At 48.5% G+C, this 21,718-nt stretch carries 15 protein-coding genes; 2 read left to right on the top strand and 13 right to left on the bottom strand.

The features are described from left to right. Positions 1-151: 151 nt before the first annotated feature. Positions 152-1,948 carry a hypothetical protein gene (locus tag LZG74_RS10630; protein ID WP_233796557.1) on the top strand — a complete coding sequence of 599 codons (1,797 nt, stop codon included), beginning with the start codon at positions 152-154 and terminating at the stop codon, positions 1,946-1,948. A gap of 237 nt (positions 1,949-2,185) precedes the next feature. On the opposite strand, the gene LZG74_RS10625 is transcribed toward LZG74_RS10630, so the two are convergent. The 10 genes from LZG74_RS10625 to LZG74_RS10580 all read right to left on the bottom strand — a co-directional run bounded on the left by LZG74_RS10625 (position 2,186) and on the right by LZG74_RS10580 (position 14,627). Next, on the bottom strand, positions 2,186-3,250 hold the full coding sequence (locus LZG74_RS10625; RefSeq protein ID WP_310589308.1) for a response regulator: 1,065 nt from the start codon (positions 3,248-3,250) through the stop codon (positions 2,186-2,188). A gap of 21 nt (positions 3,251-3,271) precedes the next feature. Then, positions 3,272-4,504, bottom strand: a complete 1,233-nt coding sequence (locus LZG74_RS10620) for a PAS domain-containing sensor histidine kinase (protein ID WP_233796556.1) — start codon at positions 4,502-4,504, stop codon at positions 3,272-3,274. A gap of 82 nt (positions 4,505-4,586) precedes the next feature. Continuing rightward, on the bottom strand, positions 4,587-5,951 hold the full coding sequence (gene hemN / locus LZG74_RS10615; protein ID WP_233796555.1) for an oxygen-independent coproporphyrinogen III oxidase: 1,365 nt from the start codon (positions 5,949-5,951) through the stop codon (positions 4,587-4,589). A 115-nt stretch (positions 5,952-6,066) separates the two neighbouring features. Then, positions 6,067-6,774, bottom strand: coding sequence for a sulfite exporter TauE/SafE family protein (locus tag LZG74_RS10610; RefSeq protein WP_233796554.1), 708 nt, complete (start codon positions 6,772-6,774; stop codon positions 6,067-6,069). Positions 6,775-6,781: 7 nt separating this feature from the next. Next, on the bottom strand, positions 6,782-7,228 hold the full coding sequence (locus LZG74_RS10605) for a FixH family protein (protein WP_233796553.1): 447 nt from the start codon (positions 7,226-7,228) through the stop codon (positions 6,782-6,784). A gap of 14 nt (positions 7,229-7,242) precedes the next feature. Next, positions 7,243-8,685 (bottom strand): cytochrome c oxidase accessory protein CcoG, encoded by a 1,443-nt coding sequence (ccoG, locus tag LZG74_RS10600; protein ID WP_233796552.1) that lies wholly within the window; start codon positions 8,683-8,685, stop codon positions 7,243-7,245. 26 nt (positions 8,686-8,711) lie between these two features. Beyond that, positions 8,712-9,734, bottom strand: a complete 1,023-nt coding sequence (locus LZG74_RS10595) for a c-type cytochrome (protein WP_233796551.1) — start codon at positions 9,732-9,734, stop codon at positions 8,712-8,714. 7 nt (positions 9,735-9,741) lie between these two features. Further along, positions 9,742-11,886 carry a cytochrome-c oxidase, cbb3-type subunit I gene (ccoN, locus tag LZG74_RS10590; RefSeq protein WP_233796550.1) on the bottom strand — a complete coding sequence of 715 codons (2,145 nt, stop codon included), beginning with the start codon at positions 11,884-11,886 and terminating at the stop codon, positions 9,742-9,744. A 14-nt stretch (positions 11,887-11,900) separates the two neighbouring features. Beyond that, on the bottom strand, positions 11,901-12,080 hold the full coding sequence (gene ccoS, locus LZG74_RS10585) for a cbb3-type cytochrome oxidase assembly protein CcoS (RefSeq protein WP_026629706.1): 180 nt from the start codon (positions 12,078-12,080) through the stop codon (positions 11,901-11,903). Between the two features lie 93 nt (positions 12,081-12,173). Next, positions 12,174-14,627, bottom strand: a complete 2,454-nt coding sequence (locus tag LZG74_RS10580; protein WP_233796549.1) for a heavy metal translocating P-type ATPase metal-binding domain-containing protein — start codon at positions 14,625-14,627, stop codon at positions 12,174-12,176. Between the two features lie 186 nt (positions 14,628-14,813). Between LZG74_RS10580 and LZG74_RS10575 the strand changes: the two genes are divergently transcribed. Beyond that, positions 14,814-15,365: a hypothetical protein gene (locus tag LZG74_RS10575; protein ID WP_233796548.1), complete on the top strand. Its 552-nt coding sequence runs from the start codon at positions 14,814-14,816 to the stop codon at positions 15,363-15,365. Between the two features lie 65 nt (positions 15,366-15,430). On the opposite strand, the gene LZG74_RS10570 is transcribed toward LZG74_RS10575, so the two are convergent. From LZG74_RS10570 to LZG74_RS10560, 3 genes are all read right to left on the bottom strand, one after another. Continuing rightward, positions 15,431-16,924 (bottom strand): c-type cytochrome domain-containing protein, encoded by a 1,494-nt coding sequence (locus LZG74_RS10570; RefSeq protein WP_233796547.1) that lies wholly within the window; start codon positions 16,922-16,924, stop codon positions 15,431-15,433. Between the two features lie 16 nt (positions 16,925-16,940). Continuing rightward, the gene (locus LZG74_RS10565; protein ID WP_233796546.1) at positions 16,941-18,416 is read right to left on the bottom strand and encodes a DUF1501 domain-containing protein; all 1,476 of its coding nucleotides are present in this window, start codon (positions 18,414-18,416) and stop codon (positions 16,941-16,943) included. A 406-nt stretch (positions 18,417-18,822) separates the two neighbouring features. Next, positions 18,823-21,582: a DUF1553 domain-containing protein gene (locus LZG74_RS10560; RefSeq protein ID WP_233796545.1), complete on the bottom strand. Its 2,760-nt coding sequence runs from the start codon at positions 21,580-21,582 to the stop codon at positions 18,823-18,825. Positions 21,583-21,718 lie beyond the last annotated feature (136 nt).

Here is a 21,718-nt window from a genome sequence, read left to right as displayed (position 1 = left end):
ATGCGGTGATTGGTAAAAGGGAAATTCTGCAAGCTCCCCCGCAAGGAACGGCTTTCCAATGACATTTATCATTTAAGGCGGCAATCCGCATCAACTTTTCTTCGGGAATGCTCGCCTAGTTTTGGCCAATTATTATCCAACTGCGCAAACCATGCACCATACATTTCATATTCCGGTCTTAGGCCTCGGATATTCTGTTGATACCCCAATCAAAGTTGCCCATTTCGGTATTTCGTCGGTGATGTCCATTGTCGATGATGTGATGATTGAGCGAATGAGAAAGCATCATACCATAGCCAGCGGCGAGGTTTTTGTTCCGATCCATCCCGCTGAGGACGATTTCCGGGCCCGTCGCATTACGGCTTATCTGAACCTGGTCCATCGCATCGTTGACAAAAACTTTGAAGACCTTAAAATGCAGTCTTTTGAAGATGGGGCCGCACTGAACAAATATTTCCAGCTTCTACCCGAGCATTCAGCGCTTAAAAAACAATATGTGGAAATGTGCCAGACACCTTCCGCGCAGGAAAAGCAGCTTATGCAGGCAACATTGAAATCGCAGCTTACCAAGGGCGCTATCGACGTAAACATTATGTCGAAGGTGGATAAGCTTAACAAGGATGTTTATGGAGAAAACCTGGCAGATGATTTTTCAGACGCTTCGGCGGCATTGCGCGGATTTGCCCAAAGCACATTATCCTCGTCGCTGGTACTTTCGGCTGGTATGAATCCGCGGCTTTATAATTATCTGGAAAGCTTCGCCGATTTCTACCCTGAGGAGAACGGACATTTTAAAAAGCACATCATTTTAAAAGTAAGCGACTTCCGGTCCGCATTTATTCAGGCTAAATATCTGGCAAAAAAAGGGATCTGGGTTTCCGAGTTCAGGATCGAATCGGGCCTTAACTGCGGAGGCCACGCTTTTGCAACGGATGGATTTTTACTGGGGCCGATTTTGGAAGAGTTTAAAACAAAAAAGGATGAAATGCTTTCAGAGCTTTTTGCTTTGTACCAGGCTGCGCTGATGACAAAAAACATGGATATTACTACAATTCCTGCATTGCGTATCACGGTTCAGGGCGGCATAGGCACTGCGCAGGAAGATGAATTTTTATTGAAACATTATCAAGTGGACGCAACAGGGTGGGGAAGCCCGTTCCTGCTCGTGCCCGAGGTTACCAATGTAGACGAGCAGACGCTGCAAGAACTGACCCATGCCGACGAAAGTGATTACTATGTTTCCAATTCATCCCCGCTGGGCGTTTTATTCAATAATTTCAAAAGGAGCAGCGCCGAAAAGCAACGTTTGGAAAGGATCGCAAAAGGAAGACCAGGAAGTCCATGCAAGAAAAAATATCTGGTCTCCAATACGGAATTCACCGCAGAACCGATCTGTACAGCTTCCCGCCAATATCAGAATTTGAAAATAAAACAGATTCAATCCCTGGGTTTAACCGCGACTGAACGCGAGGAACAAATCAATGCTGTTACAGAAAAACTCTGCCTCTGCGAAGGCCTGAGCACTTCCACATTGATCAAACACAAGCTGCTGACACCAAGAGAAAATCACGCCGTCTCTATTTGCCCGGGACCCAATCTTGCCTGGTTTTCAAAAGTTTACAGTCTCCAAGAAATGGTCGATCACATCTATGGAATGGCTGATCTCCTGACCGACGTACCCCGCCCAAACATGTTTATCAACGAGATCGCCTTATATGTAGCACATTATCAGAAGGATATGGCATTGAACATATCGCGGATGGACACCAAAAAGCAAAAATATCTCGAAAAGTTCAGAGCCCAGTTGCTGCAAGGGATTGACTATTACAAAACATTAGTCCCACAGCTCGCCCATGAAACGGAGTCGTATAGGGAAACAATGATGCAGCAATTACAAGCATTCGAGCAAAAATTGCACGAAGTGAAACAAGCCTACATTTATGCATAATAATCCCGGAGGGATAAAAGGTTAGAAGAAAAACGACCGGCACCGAATAAGAATCCCGGAGGGATGTAGCAACATGCACGCTGTTACATCCCTCCGGGATTTCGACGATGACTTGGATGATGTCTTTGCTACCAATATTGTATCCCTCTGGGATTTGCTGTTGCTTGCGACGATGTCTTTGCTACCGATATTTCATCCCTCCGGGATTGTCATCGTCACCCTAATTCTAGCGAACGTTTAGTTTCGCATTCGGACTAGCTTTTCGTATTCGAAAACGGTGATCAGGCTTCCTTTCATGTCGATCAGGCGTTCCTCTTTGAAATCGGACAGCGTGCGGATCACGGTTTCGGTTGCGGTGCCGACCATGGATGCGATGTCTTCACGCGTGATGGACATGGAAAATGGCTTGGCTTTATCCTCCTGGTAGCGCTGTACCAATGTTACCAGTGCCTGCGCTACTCTTTTTCTGACAGAGTTATACGCTAAATGCAGCAGGCGCTCCTCGCGGTCCTTGATTTCGTTGGAAAGCATGCGGATGAATTTGGAGGACACTTCGCGGTTTCCCTGCAACAGATTGAAAAAATCATCTTTCGGGATCATCGAAACCTCCGCTTCTTCCAGTGCAATGGCACTTTCCTGGTAAGGCTCGCCTTGTAAGAGGTCGATGTAGCCAAAAAAATCGCCTTCCTTATATAGTTCTGTAATGTATTCCTTTCCGCTTCCGTTTGATTTATAGGCTTTTACTTTTCCTTTTTGTAAGAAAAACACATTGGAAGGAAAGCTCCCTTCGGTGTAGACGGTTTCTTTTTTACGCAATGTTTTTACTTTCTTGTCCTCTGCCAGCTTGGCGATCAGATCAAAAGATTTGGCTTCTTCAATAAACTGGTCCAAACCCTTTGCCGAGCGCTCGAATTGCCTTTTGAACCTTTCGCTTTTTTTTAGCCGCATTTCCACAATGTTGAGCAGCTCAACGTCGTCATAGGGCTTCGTCAGGTAATCGTCGGCGCCCATGGTCATGCCTTTGCGGTAGTCCTCTTTCTCTGCTTTTGCAGTTAGGAAAATGAATGGAATGTTGGCCGTGTGCTCGTCCTTGCTCAACAAGTGCAGGACGCCGTAACCGTCCAGCTCGGGCATCATTATGTCACAAATGATCAGGTCGGGATTGAATTCGTTGGTGAGGCGGACGCCTTCCTTGCCATGCGAGGCGGTCATTACTTTATAGCTGGCCAGTTCCAGGATTTCAGCCGTATTTTCCCGCATCTCGGGGTTGTCCTCTATCAGCAGTATCTTTTTAAGTTCCACAGTCAGGTGTTGGGTTAGTGCTTAATCAATTTTGGCCTGTGCAGGCACTACATTGGGCAGTTTTACAAAGAATGTTGTCCCTTTTCCGGCTTCACTTGAAAAAGTAACCTGGCCGCCCATCAAGCTCACATAATTATTGACAATGTTCAGGCCCAGGCCGGTTCCCTGTGTTGCGCCTGCATTATGTGCACGGAAAAACCGGTCGAAAATGTTGGGCTGGTCCTTTACAGGAATGCCAATTCCTTCATCGTGTACTTCAATATCGACCTGAACGTCGTTTGAATTAATTTTCAGTAAGATAATTTTACCGGGATCGGAATATTTGATGCCATTTGAAAGGAGGTTGAAAAGGATGTTGCGCAGCAACTGCTTGTCGAGCCAAACCTCCGTATTGCCATTATATTCAAACCGGATCTGCTGTCTTTCCTTGCAAAGACCGTGGATCTCGTCTATCAGGTTTCTACAATAGGCATCCAGGTCTACCTGAACGGGAATGCTGTGTACGCGGCCTTCTTCCAGCTTGCCGATGGACAAGAAATCGTTCAGGATCTCGGTCAGGTTGGTTACAGCCGATTTGATCCGTTTCACGTGCTTCTGACGCTTTTTTTCCTCTTCGCTAGTGCCGTAACGGCCTATGAGCGAGGCGGATGACAGAATAGTAGCCAGTGGCGTCCGGAATTCGTGAGATGCAATGGTGACGAACTGGCTTTTCATATTATTGAGCTCCTTTTCTTTTTTCAGGGCCCGTATCACCTCTTCTTGTGATTCCTCCACTTTTTTCACGGCTTCTGCCAGTTCTCTTGTGCGTTGTTCCACCCTTTCTTCCAGCTCTGCATTCAGTTTTTGTATTTCAAGATTAGCCTCCCTGATGCGGTTTTCCTGCTTTTTTCGCTCTGTTATATCAATTACAAAACTCACAACAAACTCTCCATCACTTGTTTTAAAGGGGCTGAGGCTAACTTCCACGGGAAATTCGCTGCCGTCGGATCTTCTGGCAAACAAGTCCATCAAATGTCCCATCCCGCGCGCGCGCGGCGCTTCCAGGTAATGGTCGCGGTAATGCACATGGTTGCCGGCATATCTCTGCGGGATCAGCGCTTCTATTTTCTTACCGATCAGATCAGGGTCCGTATAGCCGAAAAGTTCTTTGGCTTTGGGGTTTAGCATTACAATTGCTCCTGATTTATCCACTACTACAATCCCCTCTGTGGCATGCTTAAAGAGGGCATCTAGCATTTCAATATGCCGTGTCATCACTTTCGTATGAATTAATATATCACTATCAAACATCAGAAAGGTACACTACAATGGTGAAAGGGACAAGATTTTAACTGGATCAGACGGTTTGGCTGAATAACTGCGCCTCGGGTTGGGATTCCCATAAACGCGCATCGAAAGCCATGCAGATGTTACGGATGAACGGCTTTCCTTTCTCGGTAACATGGAGGCTGAAGGGTTGTAATTCAACAAGTTCATCAAATTCCATTTCGTCCAGGCGCTCAATCGATTGGAACACTTCTTCACAATATTCATTGGTTTTGGACCATGAGGTTTCAAACTGTGTCATTAACCTTAAAATATGCCGGCGCAGGATCAGATCTTCGCGTGTCAGCTCGTGACCGCGGGCTATGGGGAGCATGTCAACCGCGATGCGCTGGTAATAATCTTCCACCTTTTTTTCGTTCTGTACATAACCCGTCCAGCTGTCGCTGATCGCAGAAGCGCCCAGTCCGATCAGCAGTTGGGTATGGGTGTCGGTGTAGCCCATGAAGTTGCGGTGCAGGCGTTGTTCCTGCTGTGCTTTGTAAAGCGTATCGCCCGGCAAAGCAAAATGGTCCATGCCAATGTCCTGGTAACCAGCCAGCTCCAGCGCACCTCTGCCCGTTTCATAGATGGCCATTTTTTTATCGGCATCAGGCAGGTCTTTTTCTGTAAAATTTCTTTGTCCGGGTTTAATCCAGGGGACGTGTGCGTAGCTGTAAAAGGCAATGCGGTCTGGTTTGAGCTGGATCACGCGCTGCATGGTTTCCATCATGTAACATGCTTTTTGGAATGGTAACCCATATACAATGTCATAATTCACGGATGTGTAGCCGATTTCCCTGGCCTTTAACGTCAGGTGCTTTACCTGCTCATAAGTCTGCACGCGGTTGATAATGGCCAGCACGATCGGGTTAAAATCCTGAACGCCAATGCTGATCCGCCGGAAACCCACTTCAAAAAGTGTTTGCAGGTGCTCGTCGGTCGTATTACCAGGGTGCGCTTCGAATCCGAATTGCGCCTGGGGATGGACAATGGAGTCTTTTAACAAACCAAGAATGAGCATTTTCAGGTTTTCGGGACTAAAAAATGTTGGGGTTCCGCCGCCCAGGTGAATTTCCCGGATTACAGGTTTGGTTTCGCCGAAACCTGATAGGTACATCTGCCACTCTTTGAGCACAGCCCGAATGTATTTCAGTTCGACGAGATGATTGACGGTAATGCGTGTATTGCAGCCGCAGTAAGTGCACAAACTTTCGCAGAACGGCAGGTGAACGTAAAGGCTTATGCCTTCTTTCTCGTTAGAAACTTCAAAAGCATTCATGACCAGTTCCTTCCATTTTTGCTGGGTAGGAGGCGTTTTATGCCAGTATGGAACGGTTGGATAGCTCGTGTAACGTGGTCCGGGTGTATTGTATTTGAACAGCAGGTCCTTATCCATGGTAATCGTATTTTGATTGGTTACTATGAATCAAAACTAGGCTTATGGCGTGCCGAAAAACATGACTTTAATCAGGATTAAAACTAACCTTTGTCTGATCCGGGGCCGTGCATCATTATTTGCCGTGACATTCCGTGATGGGGTTGGCCGTAGGCTGGGCTGCGTGGGGATATTCAAATAAGGTGCTGCGATAAAGCAGCCATATTCCGGCAATAGCTATAAAAACAGGTGTTGCCTGATGAAATCTGCTCCGGACGGCGGGCGTTACCCAATTTTTAAAGAATCCGACAGCCATCATCGCCGGCCATGTTCCCATACCGAAAACAAACATGAAAATGCTCGCCGCGCCGCTGCTTCCTGTTGCTAATGAGCTCATTAATGCCAGATAGACGAGCCCGCATGGAAGCAGCCCGTTCAGCGAGCCGAGCAAAAACCACCCGTGCAGCTTGCGGCTGTGCAGCAATGCGGCCATTCGTTTTTTAATGAGATTAACAGGCCTGCGCAAAAATCCCGGTGCGATCAGCAATCCTGCAAATGCTTTTGGCCAAAGCACATAAGCAAGCATAAATAGCCCCGCCAGCACAGAAACGTATTTGAGATAGCCCATCAATGCCAGCGCACTGCCAAAAATGCCGGTGGCCGCTCCCAGCATGGCATAGGAGCAAGCCCTGCCGAAATTATAGACAAACAAACCCGAAGTGCGCTGCCAGGCGTTGCCTTTTTGCACGGGAAGCGCCAGCGCAATAGGCCCGCACATGCCCATGCAATGGAAACTGCTAAGCAGTCCCATCGTCAGGGCAAGATATGGGAGGGCATGGTTCAATGTTTTGTTATTGGTGATTGATTACGATGACATCCTCAGTCCAGTATGTCTGTTCTTTATTTTTCCAATCGATTTGCAGGTGATAGGTGCCTTCGGGAATGTTGCCGACAGGAATAATCTGCGTGTGCTCGTGAGGGGCGATCTTGAATTTCCGGTCATTTTTATCATTTGACGGGCAGTATAACTTGATCTCACCTGTCAAATCGGCTTGCTGCACATTACCGGGAAAAACAATGCTGATATTCTTGGCGGTCACTTCCCATTTCACGGGCTCAGTAAGCGCAGCGGACCGTTCTTTTTTGTCGATCTTATCCTGAAAACCAACTTCTTCTTCGTAATAATGCTCGGTTACCAGATCGATTTTCTGGCCGATGCTCATACTGACCAGCAACAATATCATGGCTACAAAGCCCAGATACAGCGCTGTTATGCCGACTCCCCAGTTGATTTTCATGATCGTTATTTTAATTAATTTTCTGGTGCTATGAATGTTGTTTCAAATGCTTCGAGCTTTTCATTGCCTTGATATACAGACAGTTTTAATGCTGTTTTGCGACTTTTCAATTCATTGCCCGGCACAATAATAAACACAGTGCCTTCAACCATTCCGGCAGGTTCAAGTGACAGATCAGGTGCTTTCGAGCCAGATTTTCCGGTGGTGGATGCCCCGGCGAAAATCAGCTTACCCTGAATGCCTTCCAGCCTGATCTCCGGCGCAATCGCATGGTTGGTTTTGTTGAAAATCTTGAAAGTATAAAGGTTTGTAATAGTCTTATCCTTGTTTTCAATGTACTGGCTGCCTGGCGCGCGCAGCAGCATGGTTTGGGTATCGGTTCGCGACACAACCATAAATCCCAGCACCGACCATAGTAGAACCAGCATCACCATTGCACTCACGACACGAGGCGTAATGAGTTTATTGGTTTTGCTGACAATTGCATTTTCGGAAGTGTAGCGGATCAGTCCTTTTTCAAATCCTACTTTTTCCATAATGTTGTCGCAGGCATCAATGCAGGCTGTGCAGTTCACACATTCCATTTGCAGGCCGTTTCTGATGTCAATGCCCGTCGGGCATACGGCCACGCATTGATGGCAGTTGACGCAATCACCTTCGGTGCGTTCCTGGTTTTTATGGATTTTTCCGCGAGGCTCGCCACGCTCATAATCATAGGCAACATTAATGGTGTTACGGTCCATTAGAACGCCCTGCAAGCGGCCATAGGGACACACCACCGTGCAAGCCTGGTCGCGCAGCCATGCAAAATTGAAGTAGAAAATGGCTGTGAAAGCAATGATCCCGCCAAAAAGGGGCAGGTGGTCTGCAATGGGTTCACGGATAATTTTAGAAAGCTCATCCACACCCAGCACATACGACAGCAGCAGGTTAGCAATCAGGAATGACACGATCATAAAGGCCATGTATTTAGCCGTTTTTTTCAGGATCTTGTCTGTGTTCCAGGGCGCTTTGTTGAGCAGTTTCTGCTTGGTTGCATTGCCTTCAATGGCGTATTCGATCTTGCGAAAAACCATTTCCATAAACACTGTTTGCGGACATGCCCAGCCGCACCATAACCGTCCGAAAACGGTTGTAAAAAGCACAATGAAAACCATAAACGACAGCATTGTAAGGCCGAAAAGCCAGTAATCCTGCGGGCCTATGAAGATGCCGAAAATGATGAATTTGCGTTCCAGCACATTGAACAGCAGCAAAGGCTGGCCATTGAATTTGATAAATGGTGTCGCAAATAAAAGCGTCAGTATCAGCACTGTGAACCAAACCCTTCGCGTATGCCATTTGCCGGTTGGTTTTTGGGGGTAAAACCAATTTCGTTTTCCATCCTCATTTACCGCATTGAAATGGTCGCGGAATGATTCGTCGGAATCGTTGATGACATGCTGGGTCGTATTCATGTTCGTAGTGTGAAAATTGACTTTACTTAGTTTTCTGCGACCTGATTACTGCTTACGAGCTCACCCTGAGGCTCTTTCGGGCTGGCAGGTTTGGTGCCTTGCAAAGAATGTACATAGCTGGCCACTTTTTGAATGTCGGTAGGTGAGAGCTGTTTTTCCCAGGAGATCATCCCTTTTTCAGGAACGCCGTATTTGATGACTTTGAAAAGATTTTTGATCCCGGCCCCATGCAGCCAGTACGCATCTGTCAGGTTGGGGCCCACACTTCCTCCGCCGTCCGCTCCGTGGCAAGCCGTGCATTTTTCCTGGAAAATAGCTTTTCCCTGTCCGATTGCCGCTTCTTCGCCGATCAGCGTCACCGTATTTTCATCCATGGATGCGCCTACTTTTGCCATATAAGCCTTTTTATCAATTTCCGCTTGCGCCACCTCTTTTTCGAGTTCGGCAAGCTGGTAATCGCCTATGCCGCTGAAATAATAAGCCCCGTAACCAACCCCGATCACAACAGTGGCCAGGAAAAGCGATTGCAGCCACGGCGGCATGCGGTTGTCGAGCTCCTGGATGCCATCATAATCATGGCCCTGGATGATCAGCTGATGTTCCTGGCTGGGCAGAATGCTCATGCCCGCGAATTTTTTCCACCAGGAAATAACCGGAGCATCTTGCGTTTCCGCCTTGGCTGGCGCCGAGATTTTACGAAGTAATGTTACAGTGTTGACCAAAGCGATCACCACCAGCAGCGCTGCAAAAAACAGGATGGCCAGCAGCACGAGCAGGATAAGCTCGTTGCCGCTGATCGCACGGATAGGTTCTGCCGTTTCCTGGGCAAAGGCCGAGCCGCCCATCGTGAAAAAGAAAAGTAAGGAAAGCAATGCCTTTTTGATCACACCATCATTCAATGGCATACTTTCCATTTTTTGCAGCGATTTTTTATCAATCCCAATCACAAAAACGATCAGCGACACGAAGAAGACAAAAAATATAATAAGCGAGATCAGCGGGTAAATGCCTATGCCGGCAATGGTTTCAAGATATGTTCGGAATTTCATAATTCAATCATTTTTTAATATCAGTTCCTAATCTTTGCAGGTAAGCAATGAGTGCAATGATCTCCTTATCCTCATTAGCCTTAATGCCGCTTTGTTTTAGCCGGGCCTGGATTTCTTTGGCTTGTTTGCTCAGATCGGTGTTGGCCATTTTATCATAACCTTCTTCATAAGGCACGCCCAATGTCTGCATGGCACGGATCTTGGCAGCTGTTGTGCTCGTATCCAGATCATCTTCCAGCAGCCAGCCATATCTTGGCATAATGGAGCCGGGCGACATCGTGGTAGGATCTTCCATGTGGTTGTAGTGCCATGAATCGGGATATTTTCCGCCTAGTCGGTGCAGATCCGGGCCTGTTCGTTTTGAGCCCCACTGGTGCGGGTAATCGTAAACAAATTCGCCCGATTTGGAATATTCTCCATAGCGTTCGATCTCGGAGCGGAACGGACGGATCATCTGCGTGTGGCATACGTAGCAGCCTTCGCGGACATAAATATCGCGTCCCTGCAATTCCAGCGGCGTGTAAGGTTTCACTGATGCAATGGTAGGCACATTAGATTTTATCATGAAGGTTGGGATCATTTCGATCATCCCGCCAATGGCTACGGCGATCAGCGCAAAAACAGTCAGCGCCAGCGGTTTGCGTTCAAACAACCTGCGGTGCCAGTATTCGCTTTTCTCAGCATGCCAGATCGCGCTCAAAGGCATTGCTTTTGCCGTTTCGGTGGCGATGAGCTTGCCTTTCAGCGCCGTCATCCACAAGTTATAGATCATCACAATGAAGCCAACAATATATAATGTGCCGCCTACGCTGCGCAGAAAATACAGCGGTTTGAGCTGTGTTACGGTTTCCAGGAAGTTGGGGTATTTTAAAAGTCCTTCCTGCGTGAATTCCTTCCACATAGAACTTTGCACCCAGCCAGCCCAGTACATGGGAATGGTGTAAAACAAGATGCCGAGCGTTCCGATCCAGAAGTGGAAGTTGGCAGCCTTCTGAGAATATAACGGACGTCCGTATATGCGTGGGAATAGCCAGTATAAAATTCCGAAAGTCAGAAAGCCGTTCCAGCCCAGCGCGCCTACGTGAACGTGTGCAACGATCCAGTCGGTATAATGTGCAATCGCGTTTACATTTTTGAAAGAAAGCATCGGGCCTTCGAATGTGGCCATACCATAAGCGGTGATGGCTACAACCATAAATTTCAATACAACGTCTTCACGGACTTTATCCCAGGCACCGCGCAAGGTCATTAACCCGTTGATCATACCGCCCCAGGAAGGCGCAAGGAGCATGACCGAAAACACGGTCCCCAGCGTTTGTGCCCATTCGGGTAGAGAAGTGTAAAGCAAGTGGTGCGGCCCGGCCCAGATATACAGGAATATCAGCGCCCAGAAATGGACGATCGAAAGCCGGTAGGAATAGATAGGACGGTTAGCCGCTTTGGGAAGAAAATAATACATCAGTCCCAGATAAGGAGTCGTAAGAAAGAACGCCACGGCATTATGTCCATACCACCATTGTACGAGTGCATCCTGCACACCTGCGTACACTGAATAGCTTTTGAATAAAGAAATCGGTAGCGCCATACTGTTGACCACGTGCAGCATGGCAACGGTCACAAATGAAGCAATGTAAAACCAGATCGCAGCGTAAATGTGCTCCGTACGGCGCTTAATGGTGGTCATTACCAGGTTAATGAGCGCTGCGACCCATACAACGGCAATGGCAATGTCAAGCGGCCATTCCAGCTCTGCGTATTCTTTGGAGCTGGTAAGGCCCATAGGCAATGTGATGGCCGCCGCCAGAATGATGAACTGCCACGCCCAGAAATGCATCCGGCTCAGCAATGGGCTCCACATCGGCGTTCTCAGCACACGCGGTGCAGAATAATACAAGCCGGTAAAAAAACCATTGCCGACAAATGCAAAAATAACCGCATTGGTATGCAGCGGCCGGATACGGCTGAAAGTAAGATATGGCAGATCCATATTCAGATCAGGAAAAACCAGCTGTAATGCAGCCAGCAGCCCGACGAGCATACCGATAAGACCGAAAAGTATTGTTGCAATCGCGAAATCCCGCACAATGCGGTTATCGTATTGGAACTCATCCAGTTCAACGGTTGCCAGAGCAGGATGGGGAACGTTTGACATAACTCAGGTAAAATTTAGTGAATATCTTTGGTGTTGTTTTTGGATGCATCGCTGCTGGTATCATCGAAAAGTATACGGACCGAAGGCGTATAGTCATCATCGTAATGCCCTTTGCGCACCGACCAGATGAAGGCACCTAAGAATCCCAGGGCGATGGAAAGACTGGCGATAATCATGACGAACATTGCACTCATTTTGAAAGAATCTTTTGCTGTTTGTATGGTTCAAAACTACCGGATCGCCCCGAGCAGAAAGATGATGACAGCATGGTCCACAACTGACCTTCGTCAGTTTTTCAGAATACGTTCCGCGGCCAGGTTGCTGGCGATGGTGGTGAAGCCCACAATGGAAATCAAACTTACGGGCATCAGAATGGCGGCAAGCACGGGCGAGAGTTGCCCGCCTATGGCAAAGAAAAGTCCTCCGATGTTGTATATCAGCGATATACCAAAGCTGGCCTTAATGATATGCTGGCCTCGGCGCGCCAGGTTGATGAAAGCGGGTAAGCGCGAAAGCTGTGTGCCGTCAATGATCATGTCGCAGGATGGTGTGAAATTGTTAATGTCGTCGGAAACGGCTACGCCCACATTACTTTGCTGCAAAGCGCCGGCATCATTCAGCCCGTCGCCCACCATGAGCACATTCTGATACATTTTTTGCTGCAATGCTGCGATGAATGCCAGCTTGTCTTCGGGTTTTTGTTTGAAATACAAATGGGCAGGGCTTCCGAAAATATGCGCCAGGTAATCCTGATCCGTGGGTTTGTCGCCCGAGAGCAGATATGTGTTAAAGCCGTGATCGTGCAGCTTATCTATGGTTTGGGACAGATTCTCCCGGTATTTTATTTTAACCAAAAAATAACCCTTGCAAACGCCATCAATGCTGACATAAACCCTGGAAAAGCGATGGTCATTTTCGATCATTTGCTCTCCGACCCACGCCGCCGAGCCCAGCTTAATGGTGTGGTCTCCGAATGATCCTTTAATGCCTGAGCCGCTGACCTCTATATAATGTAAGAGCTTTTGCGTTTCTGTATGGACACTGGCCAGATTTTTCACAACCAATCTGCTCAGCGGATGGGAGGATTGCGTGGCTATTTTTTTCACCATAGCCATTTGCTGGCCGCTCATCTGCGTACCGATATATGTCACTTCCGCGTCATCGGAGCGGGTTATGGTGCCTGTTTTATCAAATACGACGGTGTCGATCTTCGAGAGGCGTTCGATGGCATCCGCATTTTTGGGATAGCATTGGTTTTTACCAAAGAGCGCCATCAGGTTGCCGTTTGTAAAGGTGGAGGAGAATAGCAACCCGCAGGGGCATGCTACCAAAAGGCAAGTTGTAAATGCACGGAAGGCCGTTTCAGGGTTTTTGAAAATAAAATACCAGCCAGCAAAAGTGACCGTGGCAATGATGAGCACGATCACAGAAAAATACCTGTTGATCCGGGCGGCCAGCATTTGATTCTGATCCTCTTTCTGTTTCGTAAAACTCTCATTGTTCCAAAGCTGCGTGAGGTAACTTTGCGAAACTTTCCGCATGATTTCGAGCTCAATAGCAGGTCCGGTTTGCTTGCCGCCTGCGTAAATCGTATCGCCTTTTTTCCGCCTAACCGGCTCGGCTTCGCCGGATACAAAACTGTAATCGATCAACGCCTCCGGGCTTAGCAAAACGGAATCGGCCGGGATAAGCTCTGCGTTTCTGACCAGTATAATGTCTCCGGCATTCAGGTCAGTGACAGGCGTTCGGACCTCAGCTTTGCCGGTCAATATGGAAACGGCAACAGGGAAATAGGATCTGTAATCGCGATCGAAGGAAATGCCGGCGTAGGTTTTGTCCTGAAAAAAGCGGCCGGTAAGCATAAAGAATACTGCGCCGGTGAGGGAATCAAAATAGCCCGGGCCGGTGCCGGATACGATCTGGTAAAGGCTGAGACTGAAAATAGAAACCAGCGCAATAACGATCGGGGCATCAATGTTCAGGTATTTTCCTTTGAGAGCTGCCCAGGCCGATTTGAAAAAATCACTGCCGCAGTAAAGCAGCACAGGAATGGCCAAAGCCAGGTTCAGCCAGCCAAATGTAGCCCGGAGGCTTTCATCAAATGCATCTTTGCCCAAATGAAAATATTCGGGAAAGCTGAGCATCATTACATTACCAAAGCAAAAGCCGGCAACGCCGATCTTGTACAGCCTTTTGCGGTTCCACTTCTTAACTTGCTCACCTGCAATGTCGTTGAGGCTGATGTAAGGTTCATAGCCGATGCTCGATATCAATGTGGCCAGCTCGCTAAGCTTTACATTCCCGGCTTCAAAGGTAATCCTGAGTTTCTTTTCAGGGAAATTTACGACCGAGCTTCGGATACCCGGATTGAATTTGTAAAGCTGTTCCAACAGCCAGATACACGAGCTGCAATGCATTTTTGGAATGTACCAGCTTACCTGCGAAAGGTGGCCGTCGGTAAATTCCAGCATTTTGGCATGAACATCGGGCAGGTCCAGGTAGTCGAATTTTCCTTTGAAAAAGGATTTGTCGGGTGAAATTCCGGCCGAGCCGTCGATGTTATAATAATCGCACAATTCGGTGACTTTTAAGAGGTCGTAGACATGATAGCAGCCCTCGCAGCAAAACGAATGCTGATCGGCGTTGATCGTTTCCTCACGGCAGGTTTCGCCGCAATGGTAACAGGTGTTTTCGGTCGTTTTTGCTGCTGCCGGTCCGATTGTAATGGTTTCTTGCTCCATGCTATTGACTTCTTAATGCTTCTTCAAAATTGAAGAAAGATTATGTCGCCAAATTTGACGGAAGTTGGCAGGTAAAATGACTTTGGTCAGGTTTGTAAAAAAATTAGCAAGCCCTATTTTTCCGAATTTGTACGGCTGGCATTATATTGGTAGGTCACAGCACCAATCGACTTGAACTTTGTAAATATGGGATCAACAAGTTACGCCTACGATCTGCCGGGAACCGTTTCGGCTGTTTTTTTTACCAAACAACATGCTGAAAGTGCGTACCAGGCCCTGCTGAAGATGGGACATACGGAAGATGACATTTCTATACTGATGTCTGATGAGACATTGAACAAGCATGCCAATCCTACGAATGAGAAAGCGGGTTATGGTGCCGACGAGCAGATTGCGCTGGAAGATGAGGAGTCCAAGACGGGAGCAAAACATTTGCTTGCAGATGCGATTATTTCAATTACTTCTATGATCTCTCTGCCGGAGCTGGGCATTTCCATTTCCCGAAGGCTGATCGGAAAAGTGGCAGAGAAACCGGAAACCAAAACCATAAGCGGAGTGATCGCAACGCATATCCCCGAAGAACATTGCGATACTTACGAAACGGGCGTCAGGGAGGGCGGGATTATCATTAGTGTGGATCCCAAAAACCGCGCAGAACGGGACGCCATTGTCAGGGAATTCCGAAACAATGACGGCCATGATATTCTGGGGGACGATGGCTATACGGAGTTGGATTAAGCTTCAAAAACATTCTGTATAGATGACAAGGGCACGGTGCTGCCAGTAAAATTCCGTAGCTTTTATTATTTGTTTTTGACTTCTTCGGGATCGCTTTTATTGCCCGCCTTGACAAATTCCGCTGCGGTGGCTTCATTAAAACCGTTCATGACCAAAAGATCGGGAAATTGCTTTCCAACCTGACTCACGGCGCTATCTGTTACGGCCGATTGCCACACATAAATCGAGCGAAGTGCTTTCATGCCCGCAACTGCTTTCAATCCGGCATCTCCTACCTTGGTATCGACAACATTGATATAGCCCAGATAGGGAAGGGGTTTCAACATTGCGATGCCCTTATCTGTAATGGCGGTGTGTTCTACATGCAGCTTGCTGAGGTTGGGGAACTTTGCAATTTGCTCAAATGCAGCGTCGGTTATGGCCGTGCCGCCCAGTTTGAGCCAGGTAATTTGCTGGGCAACGGGCTTTAAGAGCTCCATTTGCTTATCATTGAAACCGGGCAGATTCACTGCACTGATTTCAAGCAGGTTTTGATCCTGAGATAATGTGTTGACAATAAGCCCTGTTTTTCTTAAATCCTCAATAACCCGATCATCCGCCTTTGGCACTTTCAGGCTAAGCACGCCGGGTTCGGAGATCTTGTCGGAGCCGGCCGGAGCGCCCTTTGTCAGCGAAGCCAGTGCAGGTTTAACGGCTTCCGAAACCGTCAGCTGGGAAACTTTCTTATCAGCCGGAGCACCCTGATCGATCCACCACGAAAGCAGCGCGATCTGGTCTGTTGTTAATTGCGGCTTGCCTTTTGGCGGCATATGCTCGTCATCATTTTCGGGCAAAAGGCATCTTTTGATCATATCGCTTTCTGCACTTTTTCCAGCAATGAATGCAGGGCCATTTTCGCCGCCTTTTGCCAATAACCCCAGTTGGTCCATGCGCAGGTCGCCTTTGCTTTTACTGGCGCTGTGGCATTGCGTGCATTTGGTTTGCAGGATAGGCTGCACAATGTCGGTATAAACTACGGCCTGCTGCACATCTGCAAGGGGCTTAATTTCAGTTGGTTCTGCTTTTAAAGGCGGGAGGCCGGCCAGGCTGCGGAAAGGTTCGGGTGTGTACTGCGTTAGGTAACCCTCGCCATGCGTAAGCGAGCCGCCGTCGTGGCCGGCGCTTAATGTAAGCGCGGTGGCGACCAGGACGGCGGGGAGGTAAATCAGCTTACCTGCCGGCAAGGCCTTTTGCAGTTTATCAGATTTGACAAGCCAGGCTGCCCAGGCGAAAACGGCTACGCCAATTCCCTTCCACATGTGATTATCAAGCAGGTTAACATCATATCCACCGCTTAATGAGAGCAGGTAACCCGCCCCGCAGGCAAATGTTGCGCTGATGGCAGACCATAGCAGAATAAAAACAACGACGTTTTCGCTTACAGCAATTTTCCCCCAGCGCCTTCCCAGTTCGAGCAAGGCTGCTATCAACAAAAAGCCAATAGGGAAATGCACGATAGCCGGGTGAAACCTGCCAATGAATGTTGCCCAGGACGAGTCCTGCAATAGAATAGAATACATGTTGAAGGGTTTAGTACTAGGCAATAATTTCTTTTACAACCTTTCCTTCTGTGTCGGTAAGCCGGAAATTGCGCCCCTGGAAAGGATAAGTGAATTTTTCATGGTCAAAGCCCATTAAATGCAGGATAGTTGCCTGTAAATCATGCACATGTGTTCTGCCTTTGGTGCCATAGTAACCCAGCTCGTCGGTTTCTCCGTGTGAAAATCCTTGTTTAACGCCGCCTCCGGCCATCCACATTGTGAATGCATCCAGATGGTGGTCGCGGCCCATGAATGGCATCACCAATCCGTTACGGTTCTCCTGCATGGGCGTCCTTCCAAATTCTGCACCCCAGATCACGAGCGTTTCTTCCAGTAACCCGCGCATTTTCAAATCCTTGATCAATGCTGCAACGGGCTGATCAGATTCGCGGCATTTCTGTCGAAGCCCGCCTTCCACATTATGGTCTTTGGATGTGCCGTGGCCGTCCCAGCCCCAGTCAAAAAGCTGCACAAACCGCACGTCGTTTTCAACCAGTTTACGCGCCAGCAGGCAATTCATCGCAAATGTGCCTTCCCCCGGCTTAACGCCGTACATATCCAGGATAAATTGTGGCTCCTTGGAAACGTCCATCACCTCTGGAACGGACATTTGCATGCGGAAAGCCATTTCGTACTGACTGATGCGCGTCAGGATTTCGGGATCCTTTACGTCCTCATAAGTTTGTTTATTGATCTCATTAATGGCTTCAATGGTCTGCTTGCGCATATCGCGGTTCATGCCGCTAGGATCACCCACATATAAAACCGGATCGCCGCCCGTTCTGCATTGCACGCCTTGGTAAACCGACGGCAGGAACCCGCTGCCGAAAACGCTTTTACCGGCATCGGGCTGCTGTCCGCCGGAAGCAAGCACGATAAATCCCGGTAGATTCTGATTTTCCGAACCCAATCCATAAACCGACCAGGCGCCCAGACTAGGCCTGCCCAGCCGCGGGCTTCCCGTATGCATAAGCAATTGTGCAGGCGCGTGGTTAAACTGATCCGTATGCATGGCTTTCAGAAAGGTGATCTCATCCGCAACCGTTTGCAGGTAAGGCACATAATCCGACATCCACGCACCGGATTGCCCATATTGGGCGAAATGTCCCTGAGGTCCCAGCATTTTGGGCACGCCTTGTATAAATGCGAATTTTTTGCCCTCCAAAAATTCCGCCGGGCAGTCCCTGCCGTGATATTTCAGCAATTCAGGCTTGTAATCGAACAGTTCGAGCTGCGACGGCGCGCCGGCCATGTGAATGTAAATGACGCGCTTGGCTTTGGGCGCAAACTGCGGAATCCGCGATTTGGCAACTTCACCGCCCGCATTGTCGGCAGCCGTCGAAGGCCCGCAGGAATCCAGCATTGTCCCGAGTCCCAGGGCACCCAGCCCAAAACCCACCGACTGCAAAAAGTGCCGCCGGGTCTGATGAAGCAATGCTGTATGTTGGAGTTCTTTTTTGAGGTTATCCATGATTTCGATCTTTGGTAATCCCCGGGATAAATCCCGGGGTAAAATATCTGGCGCCCCTGATGGGGGCTTCTTTTGCTTGTTGATCCGTTTTTTTAACCCGGGATGAATCCCGGACATGGGCTTTTGCTTGTTGACCCATTTTTAACCCGGGATGAATCCCGAGTCTTGAATATCGTTCGCCCCTGACGGGGCTTTTGGTGCTTAACTATCTTGTTCCAGCCAATGCGTGGTTTTTATCAAAAAGAGCCATCGGCTCGAACATTCTCTTGCCCAGGGTTTCAACCCTGGGCTTTGATGAAAAGTGCTTAGCTGACTCGTTCCAGCCAATGCCTTGTTATTTATCAAAAAGAGCCATCGGCTCGAACATCCCTGGCCCAGGGTTTCAACCCTGGACTTAGAAGAAAAGCTATTCCTTTGTAATGACATTATCCAGGTTCAGCATCACATTGGCTGAGATGGTGAGCGCGGCCAATTCGGGGGTGCGCTCTTTTCCGTAGGCCAGGATGCTGTCTGCTTCTACTGGTTTTTTCTTGTAGGCGTCCAGGGCCTGTTTGTACACTTTTACGAGCACATTCAGGTTTTTTTGTTCAATGTTCTGGAATGTGAGCATGCGGTAACCTTCTTTTAATTGCTGTTCAGGCGTTTTCCCACGCTGCTGCATCCGGGTTGCCAGCTTTTCGGCTGCTTCCAGATAAACCGGATCATTCAATGTAACCAGTGCCTGCAAAGGTGTATTGGTCAAAATCCTCCTCGACTGACAGAATTCCCGGCTCGGCGCATCGAATGTGACCATCGAAGGGTAGGGGGCCGTCCGCTTCCAGTAAGTGTAAACACCCCGGCGGTAACGATCTTCTCCTTCGCTCAAAACCCACTTTTCACCACTGTAAGGCGATTGCCAGATCTTATCCGGCTGGGGTGGCATGACACCCGGGCCATACATTTTATCCGAGATCAAACCGCTGCATGCCAGCGCCTGGTCGCGAACCTGCTCGGCGCTAAGCCTAACGCGCGGGCCACGCGATATCCAGATGTTGTACGGGTCTTTTTCGAGTTTGTTCTCGTCCGTTTTGGAGCTCTGGCGGTAAGTGGATGACATTACAATCGTTTTCAGCATCTTTTTAATGCTCCATTTGTCTTCCTCCATAAACTTGACAGCCAGCCAATCCAGCAGCTCGGGATGTGTAGGCTCGGCCCCCTGGGAACCGAAGTCTTCCACTGTTTCCACAATTCCTTTTCCAAACAACTGCTCCCAGAACCGGTTTACGATCACGCGGGAGGTCAATGCGTTATCGCGGCTTACGATCCATTTGGCCAGGCCTACGCGGTCTCTTTGTGCGTCTTTGGGCATAGGGGCCAGGAGCTTGGGCACGTCAGGTTTTACTTCTGCGCCTTTTACCATCCAGTTCCCTCTTACAAAGACATTTGTTTTTCGTGCAAAATCACCCTTTCCTTCCCAGATTACAGGCATACTCTCGGTTTGGCGCGTCAGCACGGTGGCATAGTCGGCTACAATGTTGTTGTATTCAGGTTTATCGGAGCCGGGTAGGGCTTTCTGGAACGACATCCAGGTGATCCGAACCCATTCGTCAGGATTCTCAGGGCTTTTCAGGGATAAATAAATGTCATGCTTGCCGGCCGTTTTTGTCAGCGGCGCAATGATCACCGAGTCCCTGGCGGGCACCGTGATCTGTGAGATTACGGGTCCGTCCAGCTTGTCCAGATGCAGGGAAAGAACGGCGTTCTGGGCTTTGGTTGACACGTTCATAACCACATTGTCGGCCTCGGAAAGATCCACTTGGGCAATCCTTGCATTCCCGTTGTTTTTTACACCATAATAGGAAATCAGCAGGACCGTGGACTGGTCACCTTTCACGAAATTATGTGCATTGATTTTTGGCTCCATCACTTTCATAAACTGCGTAACCTGAGGCAGCTGCTCCGGTTTATTTTGCCTGATCCAGCTTTTGACACGCTCCACGCGGACAGAATCTTCGCCTTTATAAAAACGCATCTTAGGCCATTCGTCCCACACATCTTCGTCGCGGGTATTATTGAAAAACGCCATGTATTTGTAATAATCCTCATGCGGAATGGGGTCATAAGGGTGGCTGTGACATTGTATACAGGCAAATGTGGTTCCCTGCCACACCTCCCAAGTTGTGTTCACGCGGTCGATCTGGGCGGCGGTCCGGAACTCTTCATCGTCGGTGCCGCCTTCATTGTTCGTCATAGTGTTGCGGTGATAGCCCGTTGCGATCATGTTCTCTTCCAGCGGAAAGCCGTCTTTGTCTTTTTGTAACAGATCACCCGCCAGCTGCTCAATGGTGAACTGGTCAAATGGCTTGTCCTTATTAAAAGATTTGACCACATAATCGCGGTAACGCCACATGGTCCTGCCGCCATCACTTTCATAGCCTTTTGTATCCGCATAGCGCGCCAGATCCATCCACATAGACGTCCAGCGCTCTCCATATGCTGGTGATTTGAGCAGTCGATCGACCACTTTCCCGTAGGCGTTTTCAGATTTATCATTGATAAAATCAGCGACTTGCTTCTCAGTAGGCGGCAGCCCTGTCAGGTCCAGACTGACACGGCGGATCAAAGTTGCCCGGTCGGCTTCGGCAGACACATGGAGTCCCTTATCCTTTAATTTATCCAGAACAAAATGGTCAATTTCGTTCGTAGCCCACTTTTTCTCTTCATTATCAAACAAGCCAAACAGGTTACTGAAACCATTCAGCGAAGGCACATCGGGTTTTTTAATTTTTTTATAAGACCAATGTGTTTCCCACCTGGCTCCCTGGTTGATCCATTTTTTCAGAATATCAATTTCTTCTTCCTTTAATGGCGTGCCGTTTTTGGGCATTTTTTCATCGGGATCATCGCTTAATATACGGCGTATCATTTCACTGGCGTCCGCGTCGCCGCGCACCACGGGGATCTTGCCCGATTTGCCCGGTTCGAGCATTTCGTGTTCAAACAGGAAGCTTACGTCGCCCGCTTTTTTCACGCCCCCGTGGCAGCCCATGCAATGTTTATTTAAAATAGGCTTCACCTCGGTGTTGTAGTCCACCGAGGAAGGGCCTAGCGAGCCTGAAAGCCAGAAAAAGGAAGATACGGCAATGATGAGAATCCCCGCGCCGATAAATATTCTGTTACTCAGCATCCTTCAATCTTTTTGTTAAAAAAAATCAATTGCCTATGACTACTGTCAGGTCGCGTTCTGCTTCCCATTTGGGTTGCCCAGCAACTCTTTCGCAGGCAGAGGTAAAACATAGTCTTTTGCCTTAGTTACCCGGTTG

The sequence above is a fragment of the Dyadobacter sp. CY327 genome (assembly GCF_021390415.1).
GTDB classification, from domain to species: Bacteria; Bacteroidota; Bacteroidia; order Cytophagales; family Spirosomataceae; genus Dyadobacter; species Dyadobacter chenhuakuii.
Note: the sequence above shows the minus strand (reverse complement) of the source record. Positions and strands in the feature narration are given on the sequence as shown.